Here is a 23,774-nt window from a genome sequence, read left to right as displayed (position 1 = left end):
AGAATGGTGGAGTGGACCGCGACGGGTCGAAGTCACCGGGACGAGCCGGGCACGCCGTGTGCGTGGTTCACGACCCGGTGAGGGCCGCCTCGACGCTCCTGAGCTCGGCCGTGATGTCCGCCGCCGGACGGGTGCGGGTCACCTTGTGGTCGAGGATGCCACCGAGCCGCTCGCGGGCCAGTGCCATCCGCTCGCGCTCACCGCGCACCCGCGGGTTCCAGGTCGCGCCGAGGACGAGGTAGCCGATGTGGGCGAGCAGCTGCTCCATCTCGCGGTAGGGGGCCACCGCCGCCGGGGCGTCCTGCACCGTGCGGGTGGCGACCTGGTCGGAGGCGAGCAGCTCGACGTACAGCTGACGGCAGTGGTGGAGGTGGTCCTCCATCCCCTCGGGCGTGCGCGTGCGGCGCTCCGCGAGGTCCGCGAGGACGTCGTCCAGCGCGAGCACCACCCTGCGGGCGTGGGCCCGCAGGAGCAGCTCGGGACGACCGAGCACGCCGGAGACCACGACCACGACCAGAGCCACCCCGACACCGATCACGGTGTCGATCCCGCGGTCGTAGACGATCGTCGACAGGTCCATGTCCGTGACGGCCGCGGAGATCGACAGCGCCAGCGGTGTGAGGAAGACGACCGCGGCCGCGTAGTTGCGGGTGATGAGCATCTCGACGACGAACTGCAGGCCCACGACGAGCGCGATCAGCGCCCAGTGGCCGGGGTCGAGCCGCAGCACGAGCCCGAACGCCACGAGGCCGGCGGCCGTGCCGATCGTGCGCTGGAAGGAGCGCTGCAGCTGGGCGCGCCGGGTGCCCCCCGTGTGGACGATGAGGACGGCGAAGGCCCCCGCCCAGTACGCGTGGGCGTTGTCGAGGGCGAGGGCGACGGTGCCCGCGACCAGCCCGGCGACGAGCACCCGGGCGGCGACGAGCAGGTCCTCGCTGGGCCAGCGCAGCGCCTGGCGCAGGGACCACCGGGCCCGTGGCCGACCGAGTGAGATCTGGCGCGCGCTGGCGGCCTCCTGCAGGGCCAGCTCCGCGGTGACCTCCTCGTCCGGCCCCCCGACGGACCGGGAGACCGCGGCGGCGTAGCGCGAGTGCATCCGTTGCAGTCGACCACCGAAGTGGTCCTCGCTGCGGCCGTCGGTGACCGCCGTCCACGCACGGTTGAGGGCGGCGGAGGCGGCGCGCCGTGAGCGGGCGATCGCGGAGGGGTCGCCAGCGGCGACGTACGTCTCGACCAGCTCCTCGGCCGAGGAGACCGCGGCCTCCTCGACGCCGTGGGCACCGAACCACAGGTCGGAGGTCCCGACGAGGATCGCCGAGCACACGCCGACCGCGGCGATACCGAGGATGGTGCGCGCGTCGGCACCGTGGGAGGCGGCGAGGTTGCCGATCCCGACATCGAGGGCGAAGAAGAAGCCGGCCGGGGGGCCGATCTGCAGGGCGTAGGTGAGGAAGGTCGCGACGGTGGCCACGAGCGCCATCAGGACGACCGCGAGGAAGGGGCGGTCGGCCGCTGCGATACCGATGCCCAGCGAGGCGAGCAGGCCCGCGCCGGCACCGGGGATCGTGCGCAGGCGCCGGCGCACGGGAGCTCCCGCTCCGTAGAGCACCGCGAAGACGCCGAGACCGGCGAGGAAGGCCTGCTGCGGGGGGAATCCGGCGAGGCTGAGCCCGGTGAGCGGCAGGGCGATCGCCAGGGCCGCGCGCAGCGCGATCCACCGACGCGCCGGACCGGGGGCGAAGGAGAACACCGGTCGCGCGAAGTCGACCGCCGCCGATCTGCTCATCCCAGCGCTCCACTGCTCCAGACCGCGCCGGTCTCGTACCCCAGGGAGTGGTAGAGACGCCGCGCGGTGTCGTTGACCGAGTACATGCCCAGAGTGCACCACCCGTGGGTGTCGACGGCGCCCCGTGTCAGCTCCGCGGTGACCACCCGCCCGAGGCCCCGGCCACGGGCGGTGGGCGCGACGGTGATCCCGGAGAGGACCGGGGTGCCCGATCGCTCCGGCTCGCAGCAGCCGACGGCGAGCAGGCTCCCTTCGTCGTCGCGGATCCCGACCCAGCGTTGCCCCGGCCGGGCGAAGGGCTGCCCGTCGGTCCCGGGGTTGTGGGCGTCGAGCAGCGCCTGCAGGTCCGCCCGGTCCTCCTCGACCAGATCGAGCGTCCCGTCACCTGCGGGCGCCTCCGGGGCCCTCGTCGTCCACATCCACTCCCACAGACCGTGCGCCTCCGGCAGCAGCCCCCCGACGTGCGCCGCGGCGCGGGGGAGGGAGACCGAGTCCACCCCCTTCGTCCGCAGGTCCGCCACCCAGTCGGCGAAGGGGGGCGAGGAGACGAGGTCCTCGAGCGCGGCGACCACCGCCGGGGAGACGAGCAGGCCGCTGCCGTCGTCGCCGTGGAGCATGAGGTTGGTGCCGTGCGTGTACGTGGGCCGCGCGAAGGCCACCGCCCACGCGTCCCCCCGGCGGATGGCGAGCGCATCGGGCCCGGCCAGGGGCGTGGACTCCGCGAGGACGACGCGGTCACCGCCCGTCCACGGGACGAGGTCCGGCAGCGGGATGCGCTCGGTGCTCACTCGGTGATCCCGACGCGGGCGTGCAGACGCTTCATCCAGCGGGGCGCCCACCAGTTCCACTCGCCGAGGACCGACATCGTCGCCGGGACGAGCAGCATCCGCACGAGGGTGGCGTCGATGATGATCGCGACGACGAGGGCGACGCCCGTCTGCTTGACGGCGAGGATCTGCGCGAGGATGAAGCCGGAGAAGACGATGACCATCAGCAGGGCCGCGCTGGTGATGATCCGGCCGGAGCGCTGCAGACCCAGCCGCACGGCCTCGTCGGTGGGCCGGCCCTGCTCGTGCAGCTCGACGATCCGGGAGAGCAGGAAGACCTCGTAGTCCATCGACAGGCCGAAGGCGAAGGCGAGCACGAGGACCGGGATGGAGACCTCGAGCGCCCCGACCGAGGCGAAGTCGAGCAGACCGGACAGGTGCCCGTCCTGGAAGACCCACACGAGCACGCCGAGCGAGGCGCCGAGCGAGACGACGTTCATGATCAGGGCCTTGATCGGGACGACGACCGAGCCGGTCATGAGGAAGAGCAGGACGAAGGTCGCCAGCACGACCGTGGCGGCCGCCCACGGCGCCCGGTCGACGAGCGCGTCGACGAAGTCGGCGAGCCCCGAGGCCTGGCCCCCGACGTGGGCCGCGAAGGGGGGTCCGTCCGACCTGAGGTGGGCCGCCAGCGCGCGGCTGTCGTCGCCGAGCGGCTCGTCGTCGGTGCGCAGGTCGACGGTGAGCACCGTCTCGTCGGCGGGGGTGGTCCCGACCTCGCTGACCTCCACGGAGTCCACGTGCGGCAGCGCTGCCGCCTCGTCCCGCGCCCAGGCACGCACCTGCGACTCGTCGGCGGTGGTGACGACCTGCACGTCCGGGGTGGCCAGCTCGGGGTAGTCCTCGGCGAGCTGGGCGAAGAAGGTGCGCTGGTCGCTGCCGACGGGCAGGAGCTCGGTCCCCGAGGAGGTCACCTCCATGCGGGTCGCCGGCAGGGCCATGGCGACCAGGGCCGCCAGCACGAGCGCGATGACCAGCCACGGTGCGCGCTGCACCCGACCGGCGAGGCGGGCGAAGACCCCGTCGTCACGCCCCCGCTCGGTGCGGCCCCGCACCAGGCGTCGCGCACCCAGGGCGCACAACGCCGGGACGAGTGTCGTCGCGACCGCGAGGCAGAGCGCGACGACGGAGACACCGGCCGCGCCGGAGGCGCGCATGAAGGTGGCCGGGAAGAAGAAGAGCCCCGACATCGCGACCGCGACCGTCACCGCGGAGAAGACGACCGTGCGACCCGCCCGGTCGAGGGTGCGGCCGGTGGCCTGCTCGATCACGTCACGACCGCGTGCGGGCAGGTCGCCCCCGTCGAGGTCGAGCGAGATCTCCTCGCGGAACCGGGAGACGATGAGCAGCCCGTAGTCGATGCACAGGCCCAGACCGAGGACGGTGACGATGTTGACGACCGTCGCATCGAGCTCGATGACGTGGGCGAACCCCCACAGCGTCGCGAGCGCGCCGGCGATCGAGGCGAGGGCACCGAGCAGCGGGATGCCCGCGGCCAGGAAGCCGCCGAAGATCAGCACCATGGCCACGAATGTGATGGGCAGGGCGATGCCCTCGCCGAACTTGAGGTCGGTGCTCACCTGCTCCACGATCTCGTCGACGAGCATCTGCACGCTGCCGCGCTTGCTGTCCGTGGCCCGCGAGCCGCTGACGATCTCGTCGAGCTGGACGTCGACGGCGCGTTGCGCCTCCTCCAGCGCCTCGCCCTCGAGGTCCTCCTCGTACTCGACGACCGTGACGAAGCCGTAGCGTCCGTCGTCCTGCTCCTGCACGAGGGGACCTGCCCGGGGGTCCTCCACGCCCTCCTCGAGGACGAGCGGGTTGATGACCCGGGCGACGCCCTCGGTCTCGTGGATGCGCTCGACGGCCCTCGCGACCTGCTGCCGGACGAAGGGGGAGGTGGCCGGCGATCCCTCGACGATGAGGGTGTCCGCAGCGAAGTCGCCGCCCCCGGCCTCGACGAGGAGGTCGCGGGCCTCCCGGGCCTCGCCCGGGGCGGTGATCTCGCCGCTGGAGAGGTCGTCGAAGAGGGCGTGGCCGGTGACCGTTCCCAGCGCCAGGGCGAGGGAGAAGGCCGCGAGGACGAGCCAGGTGATGATGACGGCGACAGGGTGCTTCGCCACCCGCACCCCGAGCCGGTGCAGGTGGGTGGAGGTGTCCCGGTGAGCGCCCACCGGGATAGCGTGCCACTCGTGACCTCCTTCGATCTCTTCGCCTCCGCCGGTGGGGAACCCGACGGTGGTGCGGCGGACCTGCAGGCGCCCCTCGCGGTACGCATGCGGCCACGTGATCTCGACGAGGTGCGTGGTCAGCAGGAGGTGCTGCGGCAAGGCTCCCCCCTGCGCCGGCTCGTGGAGGGCAGCGTCAGCGCCGTCACCGGGCCGATGTCGGCGATCCTGTGGGGCCCGCCCGGTACGGGCAAGACGACCCTGGCCCACCTCGTGGCGACGGCCGCCGACCGGGACTTCGTGCAGCTGTCCGCCGTGAGCGCGGGGGTCAAGGACGTGCGCGCCGTCCTGGAGGACGCCGCGCGCGCGCGCTCCCTGTACGGCCGGCAGACGGTCCTCTTCCTCGACGAGATCCACCGCTTCTCCAAGGCACAGCAGGACGCGCTCCTGCCCGGGGTGGAGAACCGTGAGGTCGTGCTCGTCGCGGCGACGACGGAGAACCCGTCGTTCTCCGTCATCGCGCCGCTGCTGTCACGCTCGATCCTGGTCACCCTGGAGTCGCTGACCCGGGAGGAGGTCGGTGAGGTCATCGACGCCGCCCTCACCGACGAGCGGGGACTGGCCGGTGGCTACGACCTCGCCGACGAGGCCCGCGACCACCTCGTGGCGATCGCCGGGGGGGACGCCCGTCGGGCGCTGACCTCGCTCGAGGCGGCCGCCGGTGTCGCCGACGGGGACGTCCCCTTCGGCCGCGAGACGCCGAAGAGCGTCCCGCTCACCCTCGCCCACGTCGAGCAGGCCGTCGCCCGCGCGGCCGTGCGCTACGACCGCACCGGCGACCAGCACTACGACGTCGCCTCCGCCTTCATCAAGTCGATGCGCGGCTCCGACGTCGACGCGGCACTGCACTACCTGGCGCGCCAGCTCGAGGCGGGGGAGGACCCGCGCTTCATCGCCCGGCGCATCGTCATCGCCGCCTCCGAGGACGTGGGGCTGGGTGACCCGACGGCACTGCAGACGGCGGTGGCCGCGATGCACGCGGTCGCGCAGATCGGGATGCCCGAGGCGCGCATCATCCTCGCGCAGGCCGTCGTCCACAACGCGCTCGCGCCGAAGTCCAACGCGGCCTACACCGGCATCAACGAGGCCATCGCCGACGTGCGGGCCGGCAAGGTGCAGGCGGTGCCGCCGCACCTGCGCGGCAGCGGTTACACCCAGGCCTCCGACCGTGCCGCCGGTGCCAGCGGGGGAGCGAAGGTCGAGGGGTACGTCTACGCGCACGACCAGCCCGACGGGGTGGCCGTGCAGCAGTACCTCCCCGACGACCTGGACGCCGAGCTCGCCGACAGGTCGTACTACCGGCCGACCGACCGCGGCTTCGAGGCGCGGCTGCAGGACCGGTGGGCCTGGCTCAGGGAACGCCTGCGGCGTCGGTGAGCTCGTCGGCGCGTCGTCGTGCTCTCCCGGGCTCCCGCGCCGACAGCGGCCCACCGACCCGGTGGGTAGGGTGAGGGGCATGACCGTGCCTCTCGGACGACCGCGGCGGACCTCCGCGCGGCGAGCTATCCCGGGGTCGACCCGCGCCTGAGGCGCCGGACGCCCCCTTCGCTCCTGCCCGAGACATCCGCACCTGCTCTTGCAACAGCACCGATTGGACACGAGACACCCATGGAAACTGCCGAGATCCGGCGCCGCTGGCTGACCTTCTTCGAGGCGAGGGGACACACGGTCGTCCCCTCCGCCCCGCTGATCCACGAGGACCCGACCCTCCTCTTCGTCAACGCCGGCATGGTTCCCTTCAAGCCGTACTTCTCCGGCCAGGAGAGCGCCCCGTGGGCCCGCGCCACGAGCGTGCAGAAGTGCGTGCGCACCGGCGACATCGACGAGGTCGGCAAGACGAGCCGGCACGGCACGTTCTTCCAGATGAACGGCAACTTCTCCTTCGGTGACTACTTCAAGCGCGAGGCGATCGCGTTCGCCTGGGAGCTGCTCACGACCAGCCAGGACGACGGCGGCTACGGGCTCGACCCCGACCGCCTCTGGGCCACGGTCTACATCGACGACGACGAGGCCGAGCGGCTGTGGTTGGAGGAGACCTCCATCCCGGCCGAGCGCATCGTGCGTCGCGGCGAGCTCGACAACTACTGGAGCATGGGCGTGCCCGGCCCGGGCGGCCCCTGCAGCGAGATCTTCTACGACCGCGGCGAGGAGTACGGCGTCGACGGCGGGCCGGAGGTCGACGAGGACCGGTTCATGGAGATCTGGAACCTCGTCTTCATGCAGTACGAGCTCTCCGCCGTCCGGGCCAAGGACGACTTCGACGTCGCCGGACCGCTGCCGGCGCAGAGCGTCGACACCGGCATGGGACTCGAGCGCATCGCGAGCATCCTGCAGGGCGTCGACAACATGTACGAGATCGACGAGGTCTACCCGGTCCTGGAGAAGGCCGCGGAGATGACGGGGCGCGAGTACGGCACCTCCTCCGGGCAGACGGCCGGGGACTCCCACCCCGACGACGTCCACCTGCGCGTCGTCGCCGACCACGTGCGCTCCTCGCTCATGCTCATCGGCGACGGCGTCACCCCCGGCAACGAGGGACGCGGCTACGTGCTGCGCCGCATGCTGCGTCGCGCGGTGCGGGCGATGCGCCTGCTCGGGTACGAGGAGCCGGCCCTGCCGCACCTGCTGCCGATCTCCATGGAGCGGATGAGCGCCTCCTACCCCGAGCTGCGCACCGGCTTCGACCGGATCGCCCAGATCGCCTACGCCGAGGAGCAGGCCTTCCGCCGCACCCTGACCCAGGGCACGACGATCCTCGACACCGCGGTCACCGAGACCAAGCAGTCCGGTCGCGAGGTCCTGTCGGGGGAGAAGGCCTTCGCCCTGCACGACACGTACGGCTTCCCGATCGACCTCACCCTCGAGATGGCGGCCGAGCAGGGCCTGGCGGTCGACCGCGAGGGATTCGTGCGACTCATGGACGAGCAGCGCCAGCGCGCCAAGGCCGACGCCCGGGCGAAGAAGGGCGGCCACGCCAACACCGAGGTGTGGAAGCAGCTGCGCTCGCTCGGCGCCACGGACTGGCGTGCCTACGAGGAGCTGACCACCCACGGATCGGTCGTCGGCCTCGTGCGCGACGGCGCCACGGTCGAGGAGCTCGAGCCGGGCCAGACCGGTCAGGTGGTGCTCGACCGGACGAGCTTCTACGCCGAGTCCGGTGGCCAGGTGGCCGATGCGGGCGTCATCGTCGCCGACGGCACCCGCCTGCTCGTCAGGGACGTGCAGCGCCCCGTCAAGGGCCTCGTCGCGCACACCGTCGAGGTCGCCGACGGCCCCGTGCGGGTCGGGCAGGAGACCTCGGCGGAGGTGGACCCCGGCTGGCGGGTCGACGCCTGCCAGGCGCACTCCGGCACCCACGTCGTCCACGCCGCCCTCCGCCAGGTGCTCGGCCCGTCGGCGCTGCAGTCCGGCTCCTACAACAAGCCCGGCTACCTGCGCCTGGACTTCGCGTGGAACCAGTCCCTCTCCGCGGACGCCCGCGCCGAGATCGAGCACGTGGCCAACCTCGCCGTCCGGGACGACCTGCCGGTCGCCGCCGACTGGATGACCCTGCCCGAGGCCCGCGAGCAGGGAGCCCTCGCGCTCTTCGGCGAGACCTACGACGAGCTGGTGCGTGTCGTCGAGATCGGCGGCCCGTGGTCGCGCGAGCTGTGCGGTGGCACCCACGTGCGCCACTCCAGCCAGATCGGTGCGCTCACCCTCACCGGCGAGTCCTCCGTCGGCTCCGGTGTCCGTCGCCTCGAGGCCTTCGTCGGGATGAACGCGCTGCAGCACCTGGCCACCGAGCGGGCGCTCGTCGCCGAGCTGGCCGACATCGTCAAGGTGCCTGCCGGGGAGCTCCCGGAGCGTGTCTCCGACATGATCGCCCGCCTGCGCGAGACGGAGAAGGAGCTGGAGAAGGTCCGTCGTGAGCAGGTCGCCGCCTCCGCGGGATCGCTCACCGACGGCGCGAAGGACGTCGCGGGCGTGACCTTCATCGGCCAGCACATCGCCGGGGCGTCCGGCGACGACCTGCGCCGCATGGTCACCGACACCCGCGGCCGGCTGGGGGAGGAGCGGCCGACGGTCGTGGCCCTCACCGGTGACGGCTCGGGCAAGCCGGTCGTCGTCGTCGCCACCAACGAGTCGGCCCGGGCGAAGGGGGTCAGGGCCGGTGCGCTCGTCCGCGTCGCTGCGCAGACGCTCGGCGGCGGGGGCGGCGGCAAGGACGACCTCGCCCAGGGTGGCGGCCAGGACGTCGCCAAGGTGTCCGAGGCACTCGCGGCCCTCGAGCGCGAGATCGGGGCCTGACCGGACCATGCGCACCGGAGCACGCCTGGGTATCGACGTCGGGGACGCCCGGGTCGGGGTCGCGACGAGCGACCCCGCCGGGCTCCTGGCGACCCCGGTCGAGACCATCGCCCGCGACCTCGAGCACGACAGCGACATCGACCGGGTCGTCGAGCTGACCGGCGAGCTGTCGGTCGTCGAGGTGGTCGTCGGTCTGCCGCGGTCGCTCGACGGCGGGGAGGGGCCCGCCGCACGTCGCGTGCGGGACTGGGCGCAGGCACTGCGCCGGGCCCTCGGGGCGGCACCGATCGCGAACACGCCGGTCCGCCTGGTGGACGAACGCCTGTCGACAGTGGATGCTCATCGGGGTCTGCGTGACAGCGGCGTGGCCGGGCGCAACCATCGCGAGGTGGTTGACCAGGCGGCCGCTGTGCTGATCCTGCAGACCGCACTGGACACGGAGCGCGCAACCGGTGGACCCCCCGGGGAACGGGTCGGGCGGCCGCGCCGACGCACACCGCGGAAGGGCAAGGACGCATGACGAGGCTCGACGACAGCATCTTCGACGACGGTCGCGGCGCGGGCCACGACGAGCACGACGTCGTGCACCGGACCCGTGCGGAGCGGCGCAGGGACCACCGGCGCGGCGGGCGCCGGTCACGCCATGACGGCGGGGGCCCCGGCCGGCGCCGTGCCGTGTCGGCCGTCGTGCTGGTCCTCGCGGCGGCGCTCGTCCTCGCGGCGGTGTGGTTCGCCTTCGGCTCCCTGCGTTCGCTCCTGCCCGGTGGGGGCGAGCCGAACGACTACCCCGGCCCCGGCAGGGGGGAGGTCGAGGTGGTCATCGACTCCGGCGCGTCCGGCGCGATGATCGGCGAGACCCTCGAGGAGGCCGACGTCGTCAAGACCACGAGCAGCTTCACCGCGGTGGCCACGGCACAGCCGGAGCGGGCCGCCAGGATCCAGCCCGGCACCTACTCGATGCTGAAGAAGATGTCGGCCACCGACGCCTTCGACCGCCTGCTCTCCCCGGAGAGCCGGATCGCCAAGGGCGTGACCATCCCCGAGGGGTTGTGGCGCTCGGAGGTCTACGAGCGCCTGTCCGAGGGCACGGGTGTCCCCGTGAAGGAGTACGAGCAGGCCGAGGAGTCGGACCGGCTCGAGCTGCCCCCGCAGGCGGAGGGTGCGATCGAGGGCTGGCTCTTCCCCTCCACCTACGAGTTCGCCGACGACGCGAGCGCCGTGCAGCAGCTGAACAAGATGATCGACCAGACGGTCGCGCAGCTCGAGGAGGCAGGGGTCCCGAAGGACGAGTGGGAGCGCACCCTCACCGTCGCCTCCATCGTCGAGGGTGAGGCCGGTGAGGCGGACCGCCACAAGGTCGCGCGCGTGGTCGAGAACCGCCTCGCCGACCCCACGGGCCCGACCCGCGGGATGCTGCAGATGGACTCGACGATCCACTACATGCTGCAGAAGCGGGGGACGGTGACGACCTCCGACAAGGAGCGCAACACCGACAGCCCCTACAACACGTACAAGAACCAGGGCCTGCCTCCGGGGCCGATCAACAACCCCGGTGCCGCCGCCATCGACGCCGCGGGCAACCCTGCCGAGGGCGACTGGCTCTTCTTCGTCACCGTGGACCCCTCCACGGGGGAGACGAAGTTCGCCGAGACCGAGGCCGAGCACCAGCAGAACGTCCAGGAGTTCTGCAGCAACACCGGCAGCTGCGAGTGAGGCGATGACCTCGCGCGCCGGCGTCCTGGGGTCCCCGATCGCTCACTCGCTGTCCCCGACCCTGCACCGGGCCGGGTACGTGGCGGCGGGGCTGACGGAGTGGACCTACACCTCGCACGAGGTTGACGAAGGGGGACTGGCCCCCTTCGTCGCCGGGCTCACCCAGGAGTGGCGCGGCCTGAGCCTGACGATGCCGCTCAAGGTCGTCGGTGGTGACCTCGCCGAGACCGTCACCGACACCGCCCGGGCCGCCCGGGCGGTCAACACCCTCGTGCGCACGGCCACCGGCTGGGCCGCGGACAACACCGACGTCCACGGCATCACGGCCGCCCTGCGCGGGGCCGGTGTCGAGGGCGTCGACCGGGCCACCGTCGTGGGCTCCGGGGCGACCGCCCGCTCGGCCCTGCTGGGACTGGTGGGGCTGGGTGCCACGCACGTCACGGTCGCGGCGCGCAGGCCCGAGCGGGCCGAGGCGCTGCGCGACGTCGCCGACGTCTCGCTCGAGATCGTCCCCCTCGAGGAGTGGGCGCGCACCGGCGCCCCCGCCATCGTCTCGACGCTCCCCGGCGGGACGGCCAACGGCGCCGCGGCGGGCCACGTCGACGACGGCCTCGCCGGTGCGACCGTCCTCGACGTCGTCTACGCGGACTGGCCGACGCCGCTGGCCCGCGCCGCCACCGCCCACGGCGCGCAGGTCGTCTCCGGCCTGGAGATGCTCGTGCACCAGGCCGCGCGGCAGTTCGAGCTCTTCACCGGCGTGGCCGCGCCCGTGGCGGCGATGCAGGCTGCCGGTCGGGCCGCCCTGGGTCACTCCCCGGACGCCTGAGTCGGCCGCTCCCACGGGATGCGAGGATCTGTGCCATGTTGCGTTGGTTGACCGCCGGTGAGTCGCACGGACAGGCCCTCGTGGCCACCCTCGAGGGCCTGCCCGCTGGGGTCGAGGTGACGACGTCCGATGTCGCGGACGCCCTGGCGCGTCGCCGTCTGGGGTACGGGCGCGGTGCGCGGATGACGTTCGAGCGGGACGAGGTGACCTTCCTCGGTGGCGTGCGCCACGGACGCACCCTCGGCTCGCCCCTCGCCGTGATGATCGGCAACACCGAGTGGCCCAAGTGGGAGGCGGTCATGGGCGCCGACCCGGTCGACGAGTCCGCGCTGCGGGCGTCGAACGACATCGGTGCCGAGAAGGAGCTGGCCCGCAACAAGGCGCTGACCCGCCCACGGCCCGGACACGCCGACCTGGTCGGCATGCAGAAGTACGGCTTCGACGAGGCACGTCCGGTGCTCGAGCGCGCCTCGGCCCGTGAGACCGCCGCCCGGGTCGCCCTCGGCGAGGTGGCGGAGCGCTTCCTCGAGCAGGCCTACGGCATCCGCCTCGTCGCGCACACCGTGGCCATCGGCGAGGGGCAGGCGCCGGCCGACGGTGCGCTGCCGACCCCCGACGACATCGAGGCGCTCGACGCGAACCCCGTGCGGGCGATGACCCGCGAGGGGACCGATGCGATGGTCGCCGAGATCGAGGCGGCGAAGAAGGACGGGGACACCCTCGGTGGTGTCGTCGAGGTGCTCGCCTACGACGTCCCCCCGGGGCTGGGGAGCCACGTCCACTGGGACCGCCGGCTGGACTCGCGGCTCGCCGGCGCCCTCATGGGCATCCAGGCGATCAAGGGCGTCGAGGTCGGCGACGGCTTCACGACCGCCCGCCGACGCGGATCGGCGGCGCACGACGAGATGGAGCGCGACACCGACGGGACCATCCGTCGGCGCACCGGCCGTGCCGGGGGGACCGAGGGTGGGATGAGCACCGGTGAGGTCCTGCGCGTGCGTGCGGGCATGAAGCCGATCAGCACCGTCCCGCGGGCCCTCGACACCGTCGACGTCACGGGAACGGACCCGGCGACGGCGATCCACCAGCGGTCCGACGTCTGCGCCGTCCCGGCTGCGGGGGTCGTCGCCCAGGCCATGGTCGCGCTCGTGCTCGCCGAGGCCTGCGTGGAGAAGTTCGGTGGCGACTCCGTCGCGGAGACGGCGCGCAACCACCGTGGGTACCTCGAGTCGATCCCGCAGCTCATGCGGTCGTGGGACGCATGAGCGCCGCCGTGCCCGGCCCCTACGTCGTCGTGATCGGCCCGCCCGGGGTGGGCAAGTCCACCGTGGCGGCCGGGATCGCCGAGCGCACCGGACGCCGGGTCGTCGACACCGACCGGCTCGTCGAGGAGCGCGAGGGCAGGTCCGTCCCCGACCTCTTCATCGAGAGCGGCGAGGAGTACTTCCGCGAGGCCGAGCAGCGCGCGGTGCTCGACTCGCTGGCACAGGAGGGCATCGTCCTCGCGCTCGGGGGCGGTGCCCCGATGACGCCCGCGGTCGCCGAGGCCCTCGCCGGGCACCGGGTCCTCTTCCTCGACGTCGGGATCGCCGACGCGGCCAAGCGCATCGGCTTCGACCGCTCGCGGCCCCTCCTGGCCGTCAACCCGCGCCAGTCGTGGATCCGCACGACGGAGGCCCGCCGTCCGACGTACGAGGGCCTGGCGAGCTGGCGGGTCGACACGGCCGGACGCGACGCCGAGTCCGTCGTCACCGAGGCCCTGACCCTGCTGGAGGACCCTGCATGAGCGAGGTGACGACCATCCCGGTCGGGGAGGACTACGACGTCCTCGTCGGCCACGGGGCCTCCACCCGCGTGGCCGAGGTGCTCCCCGACGGCGTCGCCCGCGTGCTCGTCGTCCACGGTGCACCCCTGGCCACCCGCGCCGCTCCGGTGGTGGACTCCCTTCGCCGGGCCGGGCTCGACGTCCACGTCGCCGCCGTCCCCGACGCCGAGGCGGCGAAGACCGTCGAGGTCGCCAGCGGCCTGTGGGCACGCATGGGGCAGGCCGGGTTCACCCGCAGCGACGCCGTCGTCGCCGTCGGCGGTGGCAGCGTCACCGACCTCGGCGGCTGGGCGGCCGCCGCCTGGCTGCGCGGCGTCGCCGTCGTCCACGTGCCCACCACCGTCCTCGGCATGGTCGATGCGGCCGTCGGCGGGAAGACCGGCATCAACACCGCGGAGGGGAAGAACCTCGTCGGGGCCTTCCACACCCCCGCCGCGGTCCTGTGCGACCTCGACCACCTGCACTCGCTCCCACCCGCCGACCTGGCCGCGGGTCTGGCCGAGGTCGTCAAGGGCGGCTTCATCGCCGACCCGCGGATCCTCGAGCTCGTCGAGGCCGATGCGGCCGGTGTGCAGGACCCCGGCTCACCCGCGCTGCGCGAGGTCATCGAGCGCAAGATCGCCGTCAAGGTCGCGGTCGTCGCCGCGGACCTGCGGGAGTCCGGCCTGCGCGAGATCCTCAACTACGGGCACACGCTCGGCCACGCCGTGGAGCACCACGAGCAGTACCGCATGCGGCACGGGGAGGCGGTGGCCATCGGGATGGTCTTCGCGGCCGAGCTCGCGCACCGGACCGGCCACATCGACGCGGCGCTGCTGAATCGGCACCGCTACGTCCTCGGCCTCCTCGGGCTGCCCACCACGTACGCGCGGGCCGACTTCGACGACCTGCTCGCGGCGCTGCGCAGGGACAAGAAGACCCGTGGCGCCACCCTGCGACTCGTCGTGCTCGACGGGCTCGCCGCGCCGACGCGCCTCGAGGGCCCGCCGGAGGACCTGCTGCGCGAGGCCTACGCGGCACTCGCCTGACCGCATCCTGGTCGGGGTGCGGGGACCGTCAGGCGGTCGGCCGGGCGAGCCGGTGGGTCTCCCCGTGCGTCGCCGAGCGGGACATGATGTCGACGATCTGCGCGGCATCCGCCTCGCCGAGGGTCCCCCACCCCGGCTGGTAGCCGTAGATGTCGCCGAGTGGGACCGCCGTGCGCTCGCCATGGAGGATCTCGACGTCGTCGACGGTGAGCAGGCCCGGGTGCCAGACCCCGCACGCCTCGGAGACCTTGAGCAGATCACGCCGCAGGGTCCGCACGTAGTTGTCGAGGCGGTGGGCCTTCAGTGTCGGGTCGAGGCCCCGCTCGAGCCAGGGGTTCTGCGTCGCGACCCCGACGGGGCACCTGTCGGTGTGGCACTTCTGCGCCTGGATGCAGCCGATGGCGAGCATGGCCTCGCGGGCGACGCTGACCATGTCGGCCCCGAGCGCGAAGGCGACGAGGGCGTTCTCGGGCAGACCGAGCTTCCCGCTGCCGATCCAGGTGACGCGGTCGGTCAGGCCGGCCTCGGCGAAGAGCGAGTACACCCGGGTGAAGGCCAGGCGGTAGGGCAGCGCGACGGCGTCGCTGAAGACCAGGGGCGCCGCGCCGGTCCCCCCTTCGCCCCCGTCGATCTGGATGTAGTCCACGCCCCGCTGGCCGTCGGCCATGTGCTCGACGAGGCCCTCCCACAGGTCGTTGCCCCCGACCGCGGACTTGATCCCGACCGGCAGGCCGGTCTCCTGGGCGATCAGCTCGACGAAGTCGAGCATCGAGTCGACGTCGTCGAACTCGGTGTGCCTCGCCGGACTGACGCAGTCCTGGTCCGGCGGGATGCCACGGGTGCTGGCGATCTCCGGGGAGATCTTCTCCGCGGGGAGGTGACCGCCCAGGCCGGGCTTGGCGCCCTGGCTCAGCTTGATCTCGATCGCCCTGACCGGTGCGGACTCGACGACGTCCTTGAGCATCGCCAGGTCGAAGCGCCCCGTGTCGTCGCGGCAGCCGAAGTAGGCGGTGCCGATCTGGAAGATCAGGTCGCCGCCCTGGCGGTGGTAGGGCGAGAGGGAGCCCTCGCCGGTGTTGTGCAGGATCCCGGCGCGCTCGGCGCCCTTGTTCAGCGCGGTGACGGCGTTGCCGGAGAGGGAGCCGTAGCTCATCGCGGAGATGTTGACCACCGACTCGGGGCGGAAGGCGTGCCGACGCCCGCGCGGTCCGCCCAGCACCTTCGCCGAGGGGAGCACGATGCGGTCGGAGTCGGTGACCGAGCTGGACGCGGCCACGTCCGAGAAGGTGCGGTGCTTGAAGATCGGGTAGCCCTCGACCCGCTCGATGTCGTTGTCCGTCCCGAAGCCGAAGTAGTTGTTCTGCCTCTTCGACGAGGCATAGACCCAGGAGCGCTGGTCCCGGCTGAAGGGTCGCTCCTCGTCGTTGCTCGTGACGATGTACTGGCGCAGCTCCGGCCCGACCTTCTCCAACGCGAACCGCGCGTTGGCCACGACCGGGAAGTTGCGCTTGAGCGTGTGCGTCTTCTGGAGCAGGTCCCGGGTTGCGAGCCCGGCGGTCCCGGCGGCGAACGCGAGGAGGAGGGACTTCGGCTTCATACCAACCATCCTGCACCCTGGCGTGCCGTCCTGCGAGGATGCGTGCGTGAGTGGTTCCTGGCCCCGGCGGCATCCGTGGTGGACGACGGGCTCCGCCGTCCTCGTGCTCGCCCTCCTCGCGAGCGTCCTGCTCTGGCGACCCGGCGCGCCCGACGGGGCCGTGGCGCAGGAGCGGGCGCCGGAGGGCGCCGGCTTCTACCAGCCGGGTCCCGATCAGGTGGCTGCCGGGGAGCACGGCAGCCTGATCTGGTCGCGCAGGATCGTCACCGGGCCGACCATCGGGGGGACCACGCACCTGCTCCTCTACCGCTCGACGAGTGCGAAGGGGGAGACCGTGGCCGTCTCGGGAGTCGTCTCGACACCCGCGGGCGACCCGCCCGAGGGCGGCTGGCCGGTGATCGCGTGGGGCCACGGGACCACCGGGACAGCCGACCGGTGCGCGCCCTCACGATCCGCGGCCGACCAGCAGACCGGCGTCTACACCGCGTCGATGGACCGGATGACCGCCGGGCTCGTCGAGGACGGCTACGCCGTCCTGCGCACGGACTACGAGGGCCTGGGGACTCCGGGCCCGCACCCCTATCTCATGGGCCAGTCGGCGGGTGCGGCGATGGCCGACATCGTGCTGGCAGCCCACGAGCTCGGGCCGGACCTGTCCGACGAGTGGGTCGCGATGGGGCACTCACAGGGAGCGCAGGCGGCGCTGTTCACCAGTCGCTTCACGGGCGCCTACACCTCCGGGCTCGACCTGCGGGGCATCGTCGCGCTGGCCCCTCCGAGCCAGCTGGGCGCGGTCGTCGAGATGGTGGGCGCGGGACGCTCCCCCTCGCGGGCCGAGGAGGAGGCACAGGATCGGGCTGCGTCCACCTCGTCCACCGCCACCTTCCTCGGGCCGCTCCTCGTCGCCGCTGCCCGCACCGGTGACGTGCCGCTCGAGCAGGTCGTGAGCCGGGAGGGCCGGGAGCTGCTGCCGCACCTCGAGGAGCGGTGTGTCGCCGAGCTGTTCCGGCCCGACTCCTTCGGGGGCGTCGACCTCGAGGACTTCCTGTCGGCGGAGGCCGACCTGGAGCGGCTGGGTCGGGTCGTCGGGACCAACGACGCGGCAGAGCTGCACCCGAAGGTCCCGGTCATGCTCGTCCAGGGGGCCCGGGACACCACCGTGCCGCAGCTGCTCAGCGACCGCCTCGCCGCCCAGTACCGCGACCGGGGGACCGACCTCGAGTACGTGCGGCTGCCCGGGGCCGACCACATCTCGATGCTCGAGGAGGCGGCACCGAGCGTGCGCGCGTGGGTGACCGGCGCCTTCGACCGTTAGGATGCTGGGCGGCCCTCGGGCGTCGGACGGGCGCGCGGGGATGACAACGACTCCGACGCGAAGGCGAGCAGCACGTGGCAACGACGAACGACCTCAAGAACGGCATGGTCCTCAACCTCGAGGGCCAGCTGTGGACCGTCGTGGAGTTCCAGCACGTCAAGCCCGGCAAGGGGCCGGCCTTCGTGCGCACGAAGCTGAAGAACGTCACCAGCGGCAAGAGCATCGACAAGACCTTCAACGCCGGCACCAAGGTCGAGACGTCGAACGTCGACAAGCAGACGATGCAGTACCTGTACAACGACGGCACCGACTACATCTTCATGGACCCGGGCACCTTCGACCAGATCCCCGTCACCCCCGAGGTCATGGGCAACGCGAGCAAGTTCCTCCTCGAGAACAACGAGGCGGTCGTGGCCCGGCACGAGGGCAACGTCCTCTACGTCGAGCTGCCGCCGTCGGTCGAGCTGGAGATCACCTACACCGAGCCGGGCCTGCAGGGTGACCGCTCCACCGGCGGCTCCAAGCCGGCCACCCTCGAGACCGGTGCCGAGATCTCGGTGCCCCTCTTCCTCGAGCAGGGCACCCGCGTCAAGGTCGACACCCGCGACGGCTCCTACCTCGGCCGCGTGAACTGAGTGAGCGCACGGACCAAGGCCCGCAAGCGGGCCGTCGACCTGCTCTTCGAGGCGGAGTCACGGGAGATCAATGCCGGTGAGCTCGCCCGGGAGCGGGCCGAGCGACCGGTGACCCCGGCACCCCTGAACCCCTACACGATCACGGCCGTGCAGGGTGTGGTCGCGCACTGGACTGACATCAACGACGCCCTGACGACCTACAGCCAGGGCTGGGGCCTCGACCGGATGCCCGACGTGGACCGGGCGATCCTGCGCCTGGGCGCCTGGGAGATCCTCTACAGCGAGGACGTGCCCGACGAGGTCGCCGTCAGCGAGGCCGTGGTGCTGGCCACGGAGCTGAGCACCGACGAGTCACCACGATTCATCAACGGTCTGCTCGCGCGGATCGTCGAGGTCAAGCCCACGCTCGTCTGAGTCCCCCCCATCCGCCCAGGAGGCCGCAGTGCAGACGCAGGACACGACCCACTCCCGACCGCGCGATCGTGGTGCGGTCATCGGGGACGGGTTCACCCGGCTCGCCCGCTGGTCCCTGCGACTGCTGCTCATCGCCGTCGGTGCCGCCCTGGTCGGCTGGCTCGTCGGCAGGCTGTGGGTCGGCATCTTCCCGGTCCTCCTCGCCCTCATCGTCGCCACCGTCCTGTGGCCGGTGACGGCATGGCTGCGACGTCACCGGGTGCCCTCGGCCCTGGCCGCGGTCGTCGTCCTCCTCGGCTCGCTCGTCGTCTTCTTCGGGGTGATCGGGGCGATCATCCCGACGGTCGTCAGCCAGGCCGGTGAGCTGGCCGACTCCGCCGCGAAGGGTCTGCAGAGCCTGCAGGACTGGTTGGCGAAGCCCCCCTTCAACCTCGACAGCCGCACGATCGACGACGGGGTCTCCCGGGCGACGCAGTGGCTGCAGGACCAGGGTGGGCAGATCGCCTCCGGGGCGCTGGCCGGTGCCTCGGCCGTGGGCAGCGGTCTGGTCACGCTCGTCCTCGTCCTCGTCCTGGTGTTCTTCTTCCTCAAGGACGGGCCGGACTTCCTCCCCTTCGTTCGCAGGACCGCGGGGGAGCGGGCCGGCGACCACCTCACCGAGGTGTGCACCCGGGCGTGGAACACCCTCGGGGGCTTCGTGCGCACCCAGGCGATCGTGGCACTCGCCGATGCCGTGCTCATCGGGGTCGGGCTGCTGCTCCTGGGTGTCCCGCTGGCGTTCGCACTCGCGGTGCTGACGTTCTTCGGAGCCTTCATCCCGATCATCGGTGCCTTCGCGGCGGGCGCACTCGCCGTCCTCGTCGCGCTCGTCGCCAACGGGCCGATGACCGCGTTGCTCGTGCTGGCGCTGGTCGTCGCCGTCCAGCAGATCGAGGGCAACGTCCTCCAGCCCTTCCTCCAGGGCCGCTCGATGGACCTGCACGCGGGCATCATCCTGCTCGCCGTCACCGTGGGGAGCACGATCTTCGGCATCGTCGGGGCCTTCCTCGCGGTCCCGGTCGCGGCGGTCGGCGCCGTCGTGGTGCGCTACCTCAGCGAGCAGGCCAACCTGCGGTCCGGCTCCGTGCGCCCGCAGGACGTGCACCCGGACACCGACGAGGGGCGCCGGGCAGCGGAGCGGGCCGAGCGGTCCTACCTGCGGGCGCTCAGCGCCGTCGACGACCAGGACCGCCCCCGGTCGGCCTCCGACGCTCCACCGGCCCCACCACTCGGGCCGTTCGGCCGGGCCCTCGACCGTCTGCTCGGCTGACCGGACCCGGGGAGCGCAGCTCCGGACGGCTCGGGCAGGATCGACACATGCCTACCCCACACCCGCCGGTGAGGCCGCTCGCGCCGGGCGACCCGGCGCTGGCCGCCCTCGCAGCGATCGAGGACGCCGGCTCCCCGATGTTCGCCGAGGTCATGGACGTCTCGCGCTGGGCCCCGGCGCCGTCGGGTGACCAGCGGCTGGCACGCCCGGGCTTCGTCCTCGTCGCCGGGGAGCCCCCGGTCGGGTTCGCCCACGTGCTCGACCTCGGCGGTCACGCCCACCTCGACCAGCTCTCGGTGCACCCGGACCACATGCGCCGGGGCACCGGTCGCGGGCTCGTCAGCGCCGCCCAGGTCGAGGCGGCCCGACGGGGCCACGCCGCGATGACGCTGTGCACCTTCGCCGACGTCCCCTGGAACGCACCCTTCTACCGACAGCTCGGGTTCCGTGAGGTCCACGAGACCGACGCCCCCGAGCCCGTCCGGGAGATCAGGGCACGGGAGCGTGCGGCCGGACTCGACGCGGGAGGCCCCCGGATCATCATGTCCGTCCCCCTGGCGACGACCACCGTCGAGCCCCGACCCGCGGTCAGCGTCATCCCGCTGCGGGACGGCCCGGGCGGCGTGGAGGTCTTCGTCCAGCACCGGCAGAGCACCATGGACTTCGCGGCCGGTGCCGTCGTCTTCCCGGGGGGCCGGTGCGACCCCGGTGACGTGGCTGCGGGGGCGGGGATCCCCCTTCCTCCCGAGGTCGAGGCCGAGCACGTCCGGCGCTGGTGCCGGTGGAGCCCGACCCCCAGCGACCCCCGGGAGCACGCCCGGACCCTCCTGGCCACCGGGCTGCGTGAGCTCGAGGAGGAGACCGGGATGCAGGCGGCCCCCTCGTCGCTGCACCCGTGGGACCGGTGGATCACCCCCGAGATCGTCCCGAAGCGCTTCGACGTCGCCTTCTACGTCCTCCCCGTCCCGCACGAGACGGCGAGCCAGCCGCAGCACCTCACGAGCGAGGCGACCCGGTCGGGCTGGGAGCCGGCGGGGCGCCTGCTCGCGGACCTCGCCGCGGGGCGCCTGACGATGCTCACTCCGACGCGCGTCATCCTCGAGGAGATCGTCGCGCTGGGGGAGGTCGCCGCCGTCCTCGGACACCGGCCGGTCATCACGGGAGTGCGTGATGACCGGCCGTCGGGTCGTCCCCGGCCCCGCGAGCGGTAGGCGGTCAGAAGGCCGGCAGGACGCCGCCCTTCGGCCAGGTCTCCTCGATGTACGCCTCGACCTCGGGGGAGCGGGCGAGCTCGTTCAGCTTCTGCAACGCGGGGTCGTCCTTGTCCTCGGACCGGACGGCGATGAAGTTGGCGTAGGGGTTGTCCTCTCCGTCCTCGACGAGCAGGCCGTCCTGCGTGGGCACCAGATCTGCCTCGAGGGCGTAGTTGCCGTTGATGACCGCCCCGTCCAGGTCCTCCAGAGCGCGCACGAGCTGGGCCGGGTCGGTCGCCGTGAACTCCAGCTCCTTGGGGTTGTCCGCGATGTCGTTCAGCGTCGCGTTGGTGGCGTCCTTGCCGTCCTCGAGCGTGATCAGGTCGGCGCTCTGGAGCAGCTCGAGAGCCCGGCCCTGGTTCGCCGGGTCGTTGCTCACGCCGATCTGCGCGCCCTGCGGCAGGTCCCCCACGTCCTCGACGGTGTCGGAGTAGAGGGCGTAGGGCTCGATGTGGATGCCCCGGTAGTGGGCGAAGTCGTACCCGCGATCCGAGATCTGCTCCTCGAGGTAGGGCTCGTGCTGGAAGTAGTTGGCATCCAGCGTGCCCTCCTGCAGCTGCACGTTGGGCTGGACGTAGTCCGCGATGGTCGTGATCTCCAGGTCGAGCTCCGCCTCGGGTGCCAGCTCCTTGTCGATGAACTCGAGGATTCTGGTGTGCGGGGTCGGGGAGGCACCGATGGCGATGGTGGTGACACCGTCGTCGCCCGTCTGCGGGCCGGCGGCCCCGTCACCGCCTCCCGCACCGCACGCGGTGAGACCGATGGCCGAGAGAGTCAGCAGCGCGGCGGTGCGCGTGCGGGAACGGAAGTGGGACATGCTGTTCCTTTCGTGGGGTTGGTCCGACCGGGAAACGGTCACGGGGTGGTCCGGAGGCGGGGTCAGCGATGGTCGAGCCGGCGGGCGAGGAGGTCGCCGAGCACCTGCACGATCGTGACGATGACCACGAGCAGGACGACGCAGACGATCATCACGTCGGTCTCGAAGCGGCTGTAGCCGTAGGTCATCGCGACGGCACCGAGGCCGCCGCCGCCCACGGCCCCGGCCATGGCCGTGTACCCGATGACGGCGATGATCGTGGTCGTCAGCCCGCCGACGAGGCCGGGCAGGGACTCGGGGAGCAGGACCTTGCGGGTGATCTCCCAACGGGAGGCGCCCATCATCGTCACCGCCTCGACCTTGCCGCCGGCGACCTCGCGCAGCGAGATCTCGACCAACCGGGCGTAGAAGGGGATGGCGCCGATCGTCAGGGGCACACACGCCGCCTGCCAGCCGAGGGAGGTCCCGACCACGAACCTCGTGAACGGGATGATCGCGATCATCAGGACGAGGAAGGGTAACGAGCGACCGACGTTGACGACGGCGCCGACGACTCTGTTCATCATCGGGCTCGGCGCGATGCCGCCCGGGGACGTGGCGTGCAGCACCACCCCGACCGGGATGCCCAGCAGGAGCGTGAACAGGCTGGTCACCCCCGTCATCGCGAGCGTCTCCCAGGTGGCGGTGAGTATCCCGTCCCGGATGACCGGGTTGTCCAGCCACCGCGGGTCTGCGGCGATGCCGGCGGCGACGGTGGTCATGCGACCACCTCCGGTGCCAGACGGGCGACGGTGAGCACTCGCACCGCGTCCGCGACATGGTCGGGCGCGATCTCGAGCTGGATCCGGCCGACCCGGCGCCCGCCGATCGTCTCCAGCGTCGCCGCGGCGACCTCGACGCCGATGCCCCGGTCGCGCAGCAGCTGCAGCACCGTGTCGACGCTCTCGCCGGTGGCTCCGGCAGCACCGAGGGCGACCTCCACGTGGCGGCGGTCTGCCGCGAGGGGTGTCGGCGGAAGGGGGATCAGGTCACGGTGCAGCCGTCCGGCCGGGTCGGCCACGACCGTCGCGATGTCCCCGCTCTCGAGGACGGCCCCGTCACCGAGCAGCGTGACCGCGTCGCACGTCTCCCGGACCACGCCCGGCTCGTGGGTGATGACGACGACGGTGATGCCGAGGCGGTCGCGCAGGGAGCGCAGCAGGTCGAGGATCTGCCTGGTGGTCGTGGCGTCGAGGGCGGACGTGGGCTCGTCGCACAGGAGGATGTCCGGCCGCGCCGCCAGGGCACGGGCGATCCCGACCCGCTGTTGCTGCCCGCCGGAGAGCTGGGCCGGGTGGTTGTCCGCTCGATCGGCCAGACCGACCAGGTCGAGCAACTCGGTGACGCGGGCGACGCGCTCGGCCCGCGACCAGCCCGCGATCTCCAGCGGGAGGGCGATGTTGTCGGCTGCCGTGCGGGAGTCGAGGATGTTCGCGTGCTGGAAGACCATGCCGAAGCGCCGGCGCGCGGTGCGCAGTTGCCGGCCGGTCAGGGACGAGATGGCGGTCCCGTCGAGGACGACGTTCCCCGAGGTGGGCCGCTCCAGTCCGGTGAGACACCGGATGAGGGTGGACTTGCCGGCGCCGGAGCGGCCGACGATGCCGTGGATGGAGCCTCTCGGGATGGACAGGGTGATGTCCTCGAGGGCAACGACAGGGCCGCTGGGGGAGGGGAACTCCTTGCACAGCCCCTGGATGTCGAGCAGAGGTGGGGCAGTCACCGAAGGATAATAGGACGTTATGCGAGGCATAATCAAAACGATGATGTCATCAATGAGGTGGACCGTGGTGCGGTCGGCCGGCCGGGGGCGGTATGGTCGAGCCGACCGACATCCTTTAACCGCTGTCCCGTGAGGCAGAGAAGGAGGTCTAC

General features: G+C 72.4%; 20 protein-coding genes. 13 read left to right on the top strand and 7 right to left on the bottom strand.

Annotation, left to right across the window (positions count from 1 at the left end):
• Nucleotides 1–67: 67 nt before the first annotated feature.
• The 3 genes from O9K63_RS05635 to O9K63_RS05625 are packed head-to-tail and all read right to left on the bottom strand — an operon-like array spanning nt 68 to nt 4,787.
• Nucleotides 68–1,786 (bottom strand): FUSC family protein, encoded by a 1,719-nt coding sequence (locus tag O9K63_RS05635; protein ID WP_277241338.1) that lies wholly within the window; start codon nt 1,784–1,786, stop codon nt 68–70.
• Nucleotides 1,783–2,574, bottom strand: coding sequence for a GNAT family N-acetyltransferase (locus O9K63_RS05630; protein ID WP_277241336.1), 792 nt, complete (start codon nt 2,572–2,574; stop codon nt 1,783–1,785). Before O9K63_RS05630 ends, O9K63_RS05635 begins: the two co-directional genes overlap by 4 nt.
• The gene (locus tag O9K63_RS05625) at nt 2,571–4,787 is read right to left on the bottom strand and encodes an MMPL family transporter (protein WP_277241335.1); all 2,217 of its coding nucleotides are present in this window, start codon (nt 4,785–4,787) and stop codon (nt 2,571–2,573) included. The genes O9K63_RS05630 and O9K63_RS05625 overlap by 4 nt, the downstream gene beginning before the upstream one ends.
• 18 nt (nt 4,788–4,805) lie before the next feature.
• Between O9K63_RS05625 and O9K63_RS05620 the strand changes: the two genes are divergently transcribed.
• From O9K63_RS05620 to aroB, 8 genes are all read left to right on the top strand, one after another.
• Nucleotides 4,806–6,218 carry a replication-associated recombination protein A gene (locus O9K63_RS05620; protein ID WP_277241333.1) on the top strand — a complete coding sequence of 471 codons (1,413 nt, stop codon included), beginning with the start codon at nt 4,806–4,808 and terminating at the stop codon, nt 6,216–6,218.
• 231 nt (nt 6,219–6,449) lie between these two features.
• Complete coding sequence (gene alaS, locus O9K63_RS05615) at nt 6,450–9,131, top strand: alanine--tRNA ligase (RefSeq protein WP_277241331.1); 2,682 nt, start codon at nt 6,450–6,452, stop codon at nt 9,129–9,131.
• A 7-nt stretch (nt 9,132–9,138) separates the two neighbouring features.
• Nucleotides 9,139–9,651: a Holliday junction resolvase RuvX gene (gene ruvX, locus O9K63_RS05610; RefSeq protein ID WP_277241329.1), complete on the top strand. Its 513-nt coding sequence runs from the start codon at nt 9,139–9,141 to the stop codon at nt 9,649–9,651.
• On the top strand, nt 9,648–10,844 hold the full coding sequence (gene mltG / locus O9K63_RS05605) for an endolytic transglycosylase MltG (RefSeq protein ID WP_277241327.1): 1,197 nt from the start codon (nt 9,648–9,650) through the stop codon (nt 10,842–10,844). Before ruvX ends, mltG begins: the two co-directional genes overlap by 4 nt.
• Before the next feature lie 4 nt (nt 10,845–10,848).
• Nucleotides 10,849–11,670: a shikimate dehydrogenase gene (locus tag O9K63_RS05600; protein WP_277241325.1), complete on the top strand. Its 822-nt coding sequence runs from the start codon at nt 10,849–10,851 to the stop codon at nt 11,668–11,670.
• A 35-nt stretch (nt 11,671–11,705) separates the two neighbouring features.
• Nucleotides 11,706–12,935, top strand: coding sequence for a chorismate synthase (gene aroC / locus O9K63_RS05595; RefSeq protein WP_277241323.1), 1,230 nt, complete (start codon nt 11,706–11,708; stop codon nt 12,933–12,935).
• On the top strand, nt 12,932–13,456 hold the full coding sequence (locus O9K63_RS05590) for a shikimate kinase (RefSeq protein WP_277241321.1): 525 nt from the start codon (nt 12,932–12,934) through the stop codon (nt 13,454–13,456). The genes aroC and O9K63_RS05590 overlap by 4 nt, the downstream gene beginning before the upstream one ends.
• Nucleotides 13,453–14,523 carry a 3-dehydroquinate synthase gene (aroB, locus tag O9K63_RS05585; RefSeq protein ID WP_277241319.1) on the top strand — a complete coding sequence of 357 codons (1,071 nt, stop codon included), beginning with the start codon at nt 13,453–13,455 and terminating at the stop codon, nt 14,521–14,523. The genes O9K63_RS05590 and aroB overlap by 4 nt, the downstream gene beginning before the upstream one ends.
• A 28-nt stretch (nt 14,524–14,551) precedes the next feature.
• Here aroB and O9K63_RS05580 read toward each other — a convergent pair whose 3' ends face one another.
• On the bottom strand, nt 14,552–16,120 hold the full coding sequence (locus tag O9K63_RS05580) for an FMN-binding glutamate synthase family protein (protein WP_277241317.1): 1,569 nt from the start codon (nt 16,118–16,120) through the stop codon (nt 14,552–14,554).
• Nucleotides 16,121–16,166: 46 nt separating this feature from the next.
• Between O9K63_RS05580 and O9K63_RS05575 the strand changes: the two genes are divergently transcribed.
• The 5 genes from O9K63_RS05575 to O9K63_RS05555 all read left to right on the top strand — a co-directional run bounded on the left by O9K63_RS05575 (nt 16,167) and on the right by O9K63_RS05555 (nt 21,004).
• Nucleotides 16,167–17,435, top strand: coding sequence for an alpha/beta fold hydrolase (locus O9K63_RS05575; protein ID WP_277241316.1), 1,269 nt, complete (start codon nt 16,167–16,169; stop codon nt 17,433–17,435).
• A gap of 74 nt (nt 17,436–17,509) precedes the next feature.
• Nucleotides 17,510–18,070 carry an elongation factor P gene (efp, locus tag O9K63_RS05570; protein ID WP_277241314.1) on the top strand — a complete coding sequence of 187 codons (561 nt, stop codon included), beginning with the start codon at nt 17,510–17,512 and terminating at the stop codon, nt 18,068–18,070.
• Complete coding sequence (gene nusB / locus O9K63_RS05565; RefSeq protein ID WP_277241312.1) at nt 18,071–18,484, top strand: transcription antitermination factor NusB; 414 nt, start codon at nt 18,071–18,073, stop codon at nt 18,482–18,484.
• A gap of 28 nt (nt 18,485–18,512) precedes the next feature.
• A complete protein-coding gene (locus tag O9K63_RS05560; RefSeq protein ID WP_277241310.1) occupies nt 18,513–19,793 on the top strand; it encodes an AI-2E family transporter in 1,281 nt (426 codons plus the stop codon).
• Nucleotides 19,794–19,840: 47 nt separating this feature from the next.
• On the top strand, nt 19,841–21,004 hold the full coding sequence (locus O9K63_RS05555) for a GNAT family N-acetyltransferase (RefSeq protein WP_277241308.1): 1,164 nt from the start codon (nt 19,841–19,843) through the stop codon (nt 21,002–21,004).
• 4 nt (nt 21,005–21,008) lie between these two features.
• Here O9K63_RS05555 and O9K63_RS05550 read toward each other — a convergent pair whose 3' ends face one another.
• From O9K63_RS05550 to O9K63_RS05540, 3 genes are all read right to left on the bottom strand, one after another.
• Complete coding sequence (locus O9K63_RS05550) at nt 21,009–21,863, bottom strand: MetQ/NlpA family ABC transporter substrate-binding protein (RefSeq protein WP_277241306.1); 855 nt, start codon at nt 21,861–21,863, stop codon at nt 21,009–21,011.
• A 62-nt stretch (nt 21,864–21,925) separates the two neighbouring features.
• Nucleotides 21,926–22,624, bottom strand: a complete 699-nt coding sequence (locus O9K63_RS05545) for a methionine ABC transporter permease (RefSeq protein ID WP_277241304.1) — start codon at nt 22,622–22,624, stop codon at nt 21,926–21,928.
• Nucleotides 22,621–23,652 carry a methionine ABC transporter ATP-binding protein gene (locus O9K63_RS05540; protein ID WP_431190359.1) on the bottom strand — a complete coding sequence of 344 codons (1,032 nt, stop codon included), beginning with the start codon at nt 23,650–23,652 and terminating at the stop codon, nt 22,621–22,623. Before O9K63_RS05540 ends, O9K63_RS05545 begins: the two co-directional genes overlap by 4 nt.
• Nucleotides 23,653–23,774 lie beyond the last annotated feature (122 nt).

The sequence above is a fragment of the Janibacter cremeus genome (assembly GCF_029395675.1).
GTDB lineage: Bacteria > Actinomycetota > Actinomycetes > Actinomycetales > Dermatophilaceae > Janibacter > Janibacter cremeus_A.
Note: the sequence above shows the minus strand (reverse complement) of the source record. Positions and strands in the feature narration are given on the sequence as shown.

Coding starts and splice junctions, on each gene's coding strand:
- O9K63_RS05580 (WP_277241317.1), bottom strand. CDS start 16,120: ATGAAGCCGAAGTCCCTCCTCCTCGCGTTCGCCGCCGGGACCGCCGGG.
- O9K63_RS05555 (WP_277241308.1), top strand. CDS start 19,841: ATGCCTACCCCACACCCGCCGGTGAGGCCGCTCGCGCCGGGCGACCCG.
- O9K63_RS05635 (WP_277241338.1), bottom strand. CDS start 1,786: ATGAGCAGATCGGCGGCGGTCGACTTCGCGCGACCGGTGTTCTCCTTC.
- O9K63_RS05545 (WP_277241304.1), bottom strand. CDS start 22,624: ATGACCACCGTCGCCGCCGGCATCGCCGCAGACCCGCGGTGGCTGGAC.
- O9K63_RS05550 (WP_277241306.1), bottom strand. CDS start 21,863: ATGTCCCACTTCCGTTCCCGCACGCGCACCGCCGCGCTGCTGACTCTC.
- aroB (WP_277241319.1), top strand. CDS start 13,453: ATGAGCGAGGTGACGACCATCCCGGTCGGGGAGGACTACGACGTCCTC.
- mltG (WP_277241327.1), top strand. CDS start 9,648: ATGACGAGGCTCGACGACAGCATCTTCGACGACGGTCGCGGCGCGGGC.
- aroC (WP_277241323.1), top strand. CDS start 11,706: ATGTTGCGTTGGTTGACCGCCGGTGAGTCGCACGGACAGGCCCTCGTG.
- ruvX (WP_277241329.1), top strand. CDS start 9,139: ATGCGCACCGGAGCACGCCTGGGTATCGACGTCGGGGACGCCCGGGTC.
- alaS (WP_277241331.1), top strand. CDS start 6,450: ATGGAAACTGCCGAGATCCGGCGCCGCTGGCTGACCTTCTTCGAGGCG.
- O9K63_RS05540 (WP_431190359.1), bottom strand. CDS start 23,652: ATGCCTCGCATAACGTCCTATTATCCTTCGGTGACTGCCCCACCTCTG.
- O9K63_RS05600 (WP_277241325.1), top strand. CDS start 10,849: ATGACCTCGCGCGCCGGCGTCCTGGGGTCCCCGATCGCTCACTCGCTG.
- O9K63_RS05590 (WP_277241321.1), top strand. CDS start 12,932: ATGAGCGCCGCCGTGCCCGGCCCCTACGTCGTCGTGATCGGCCCGCCC.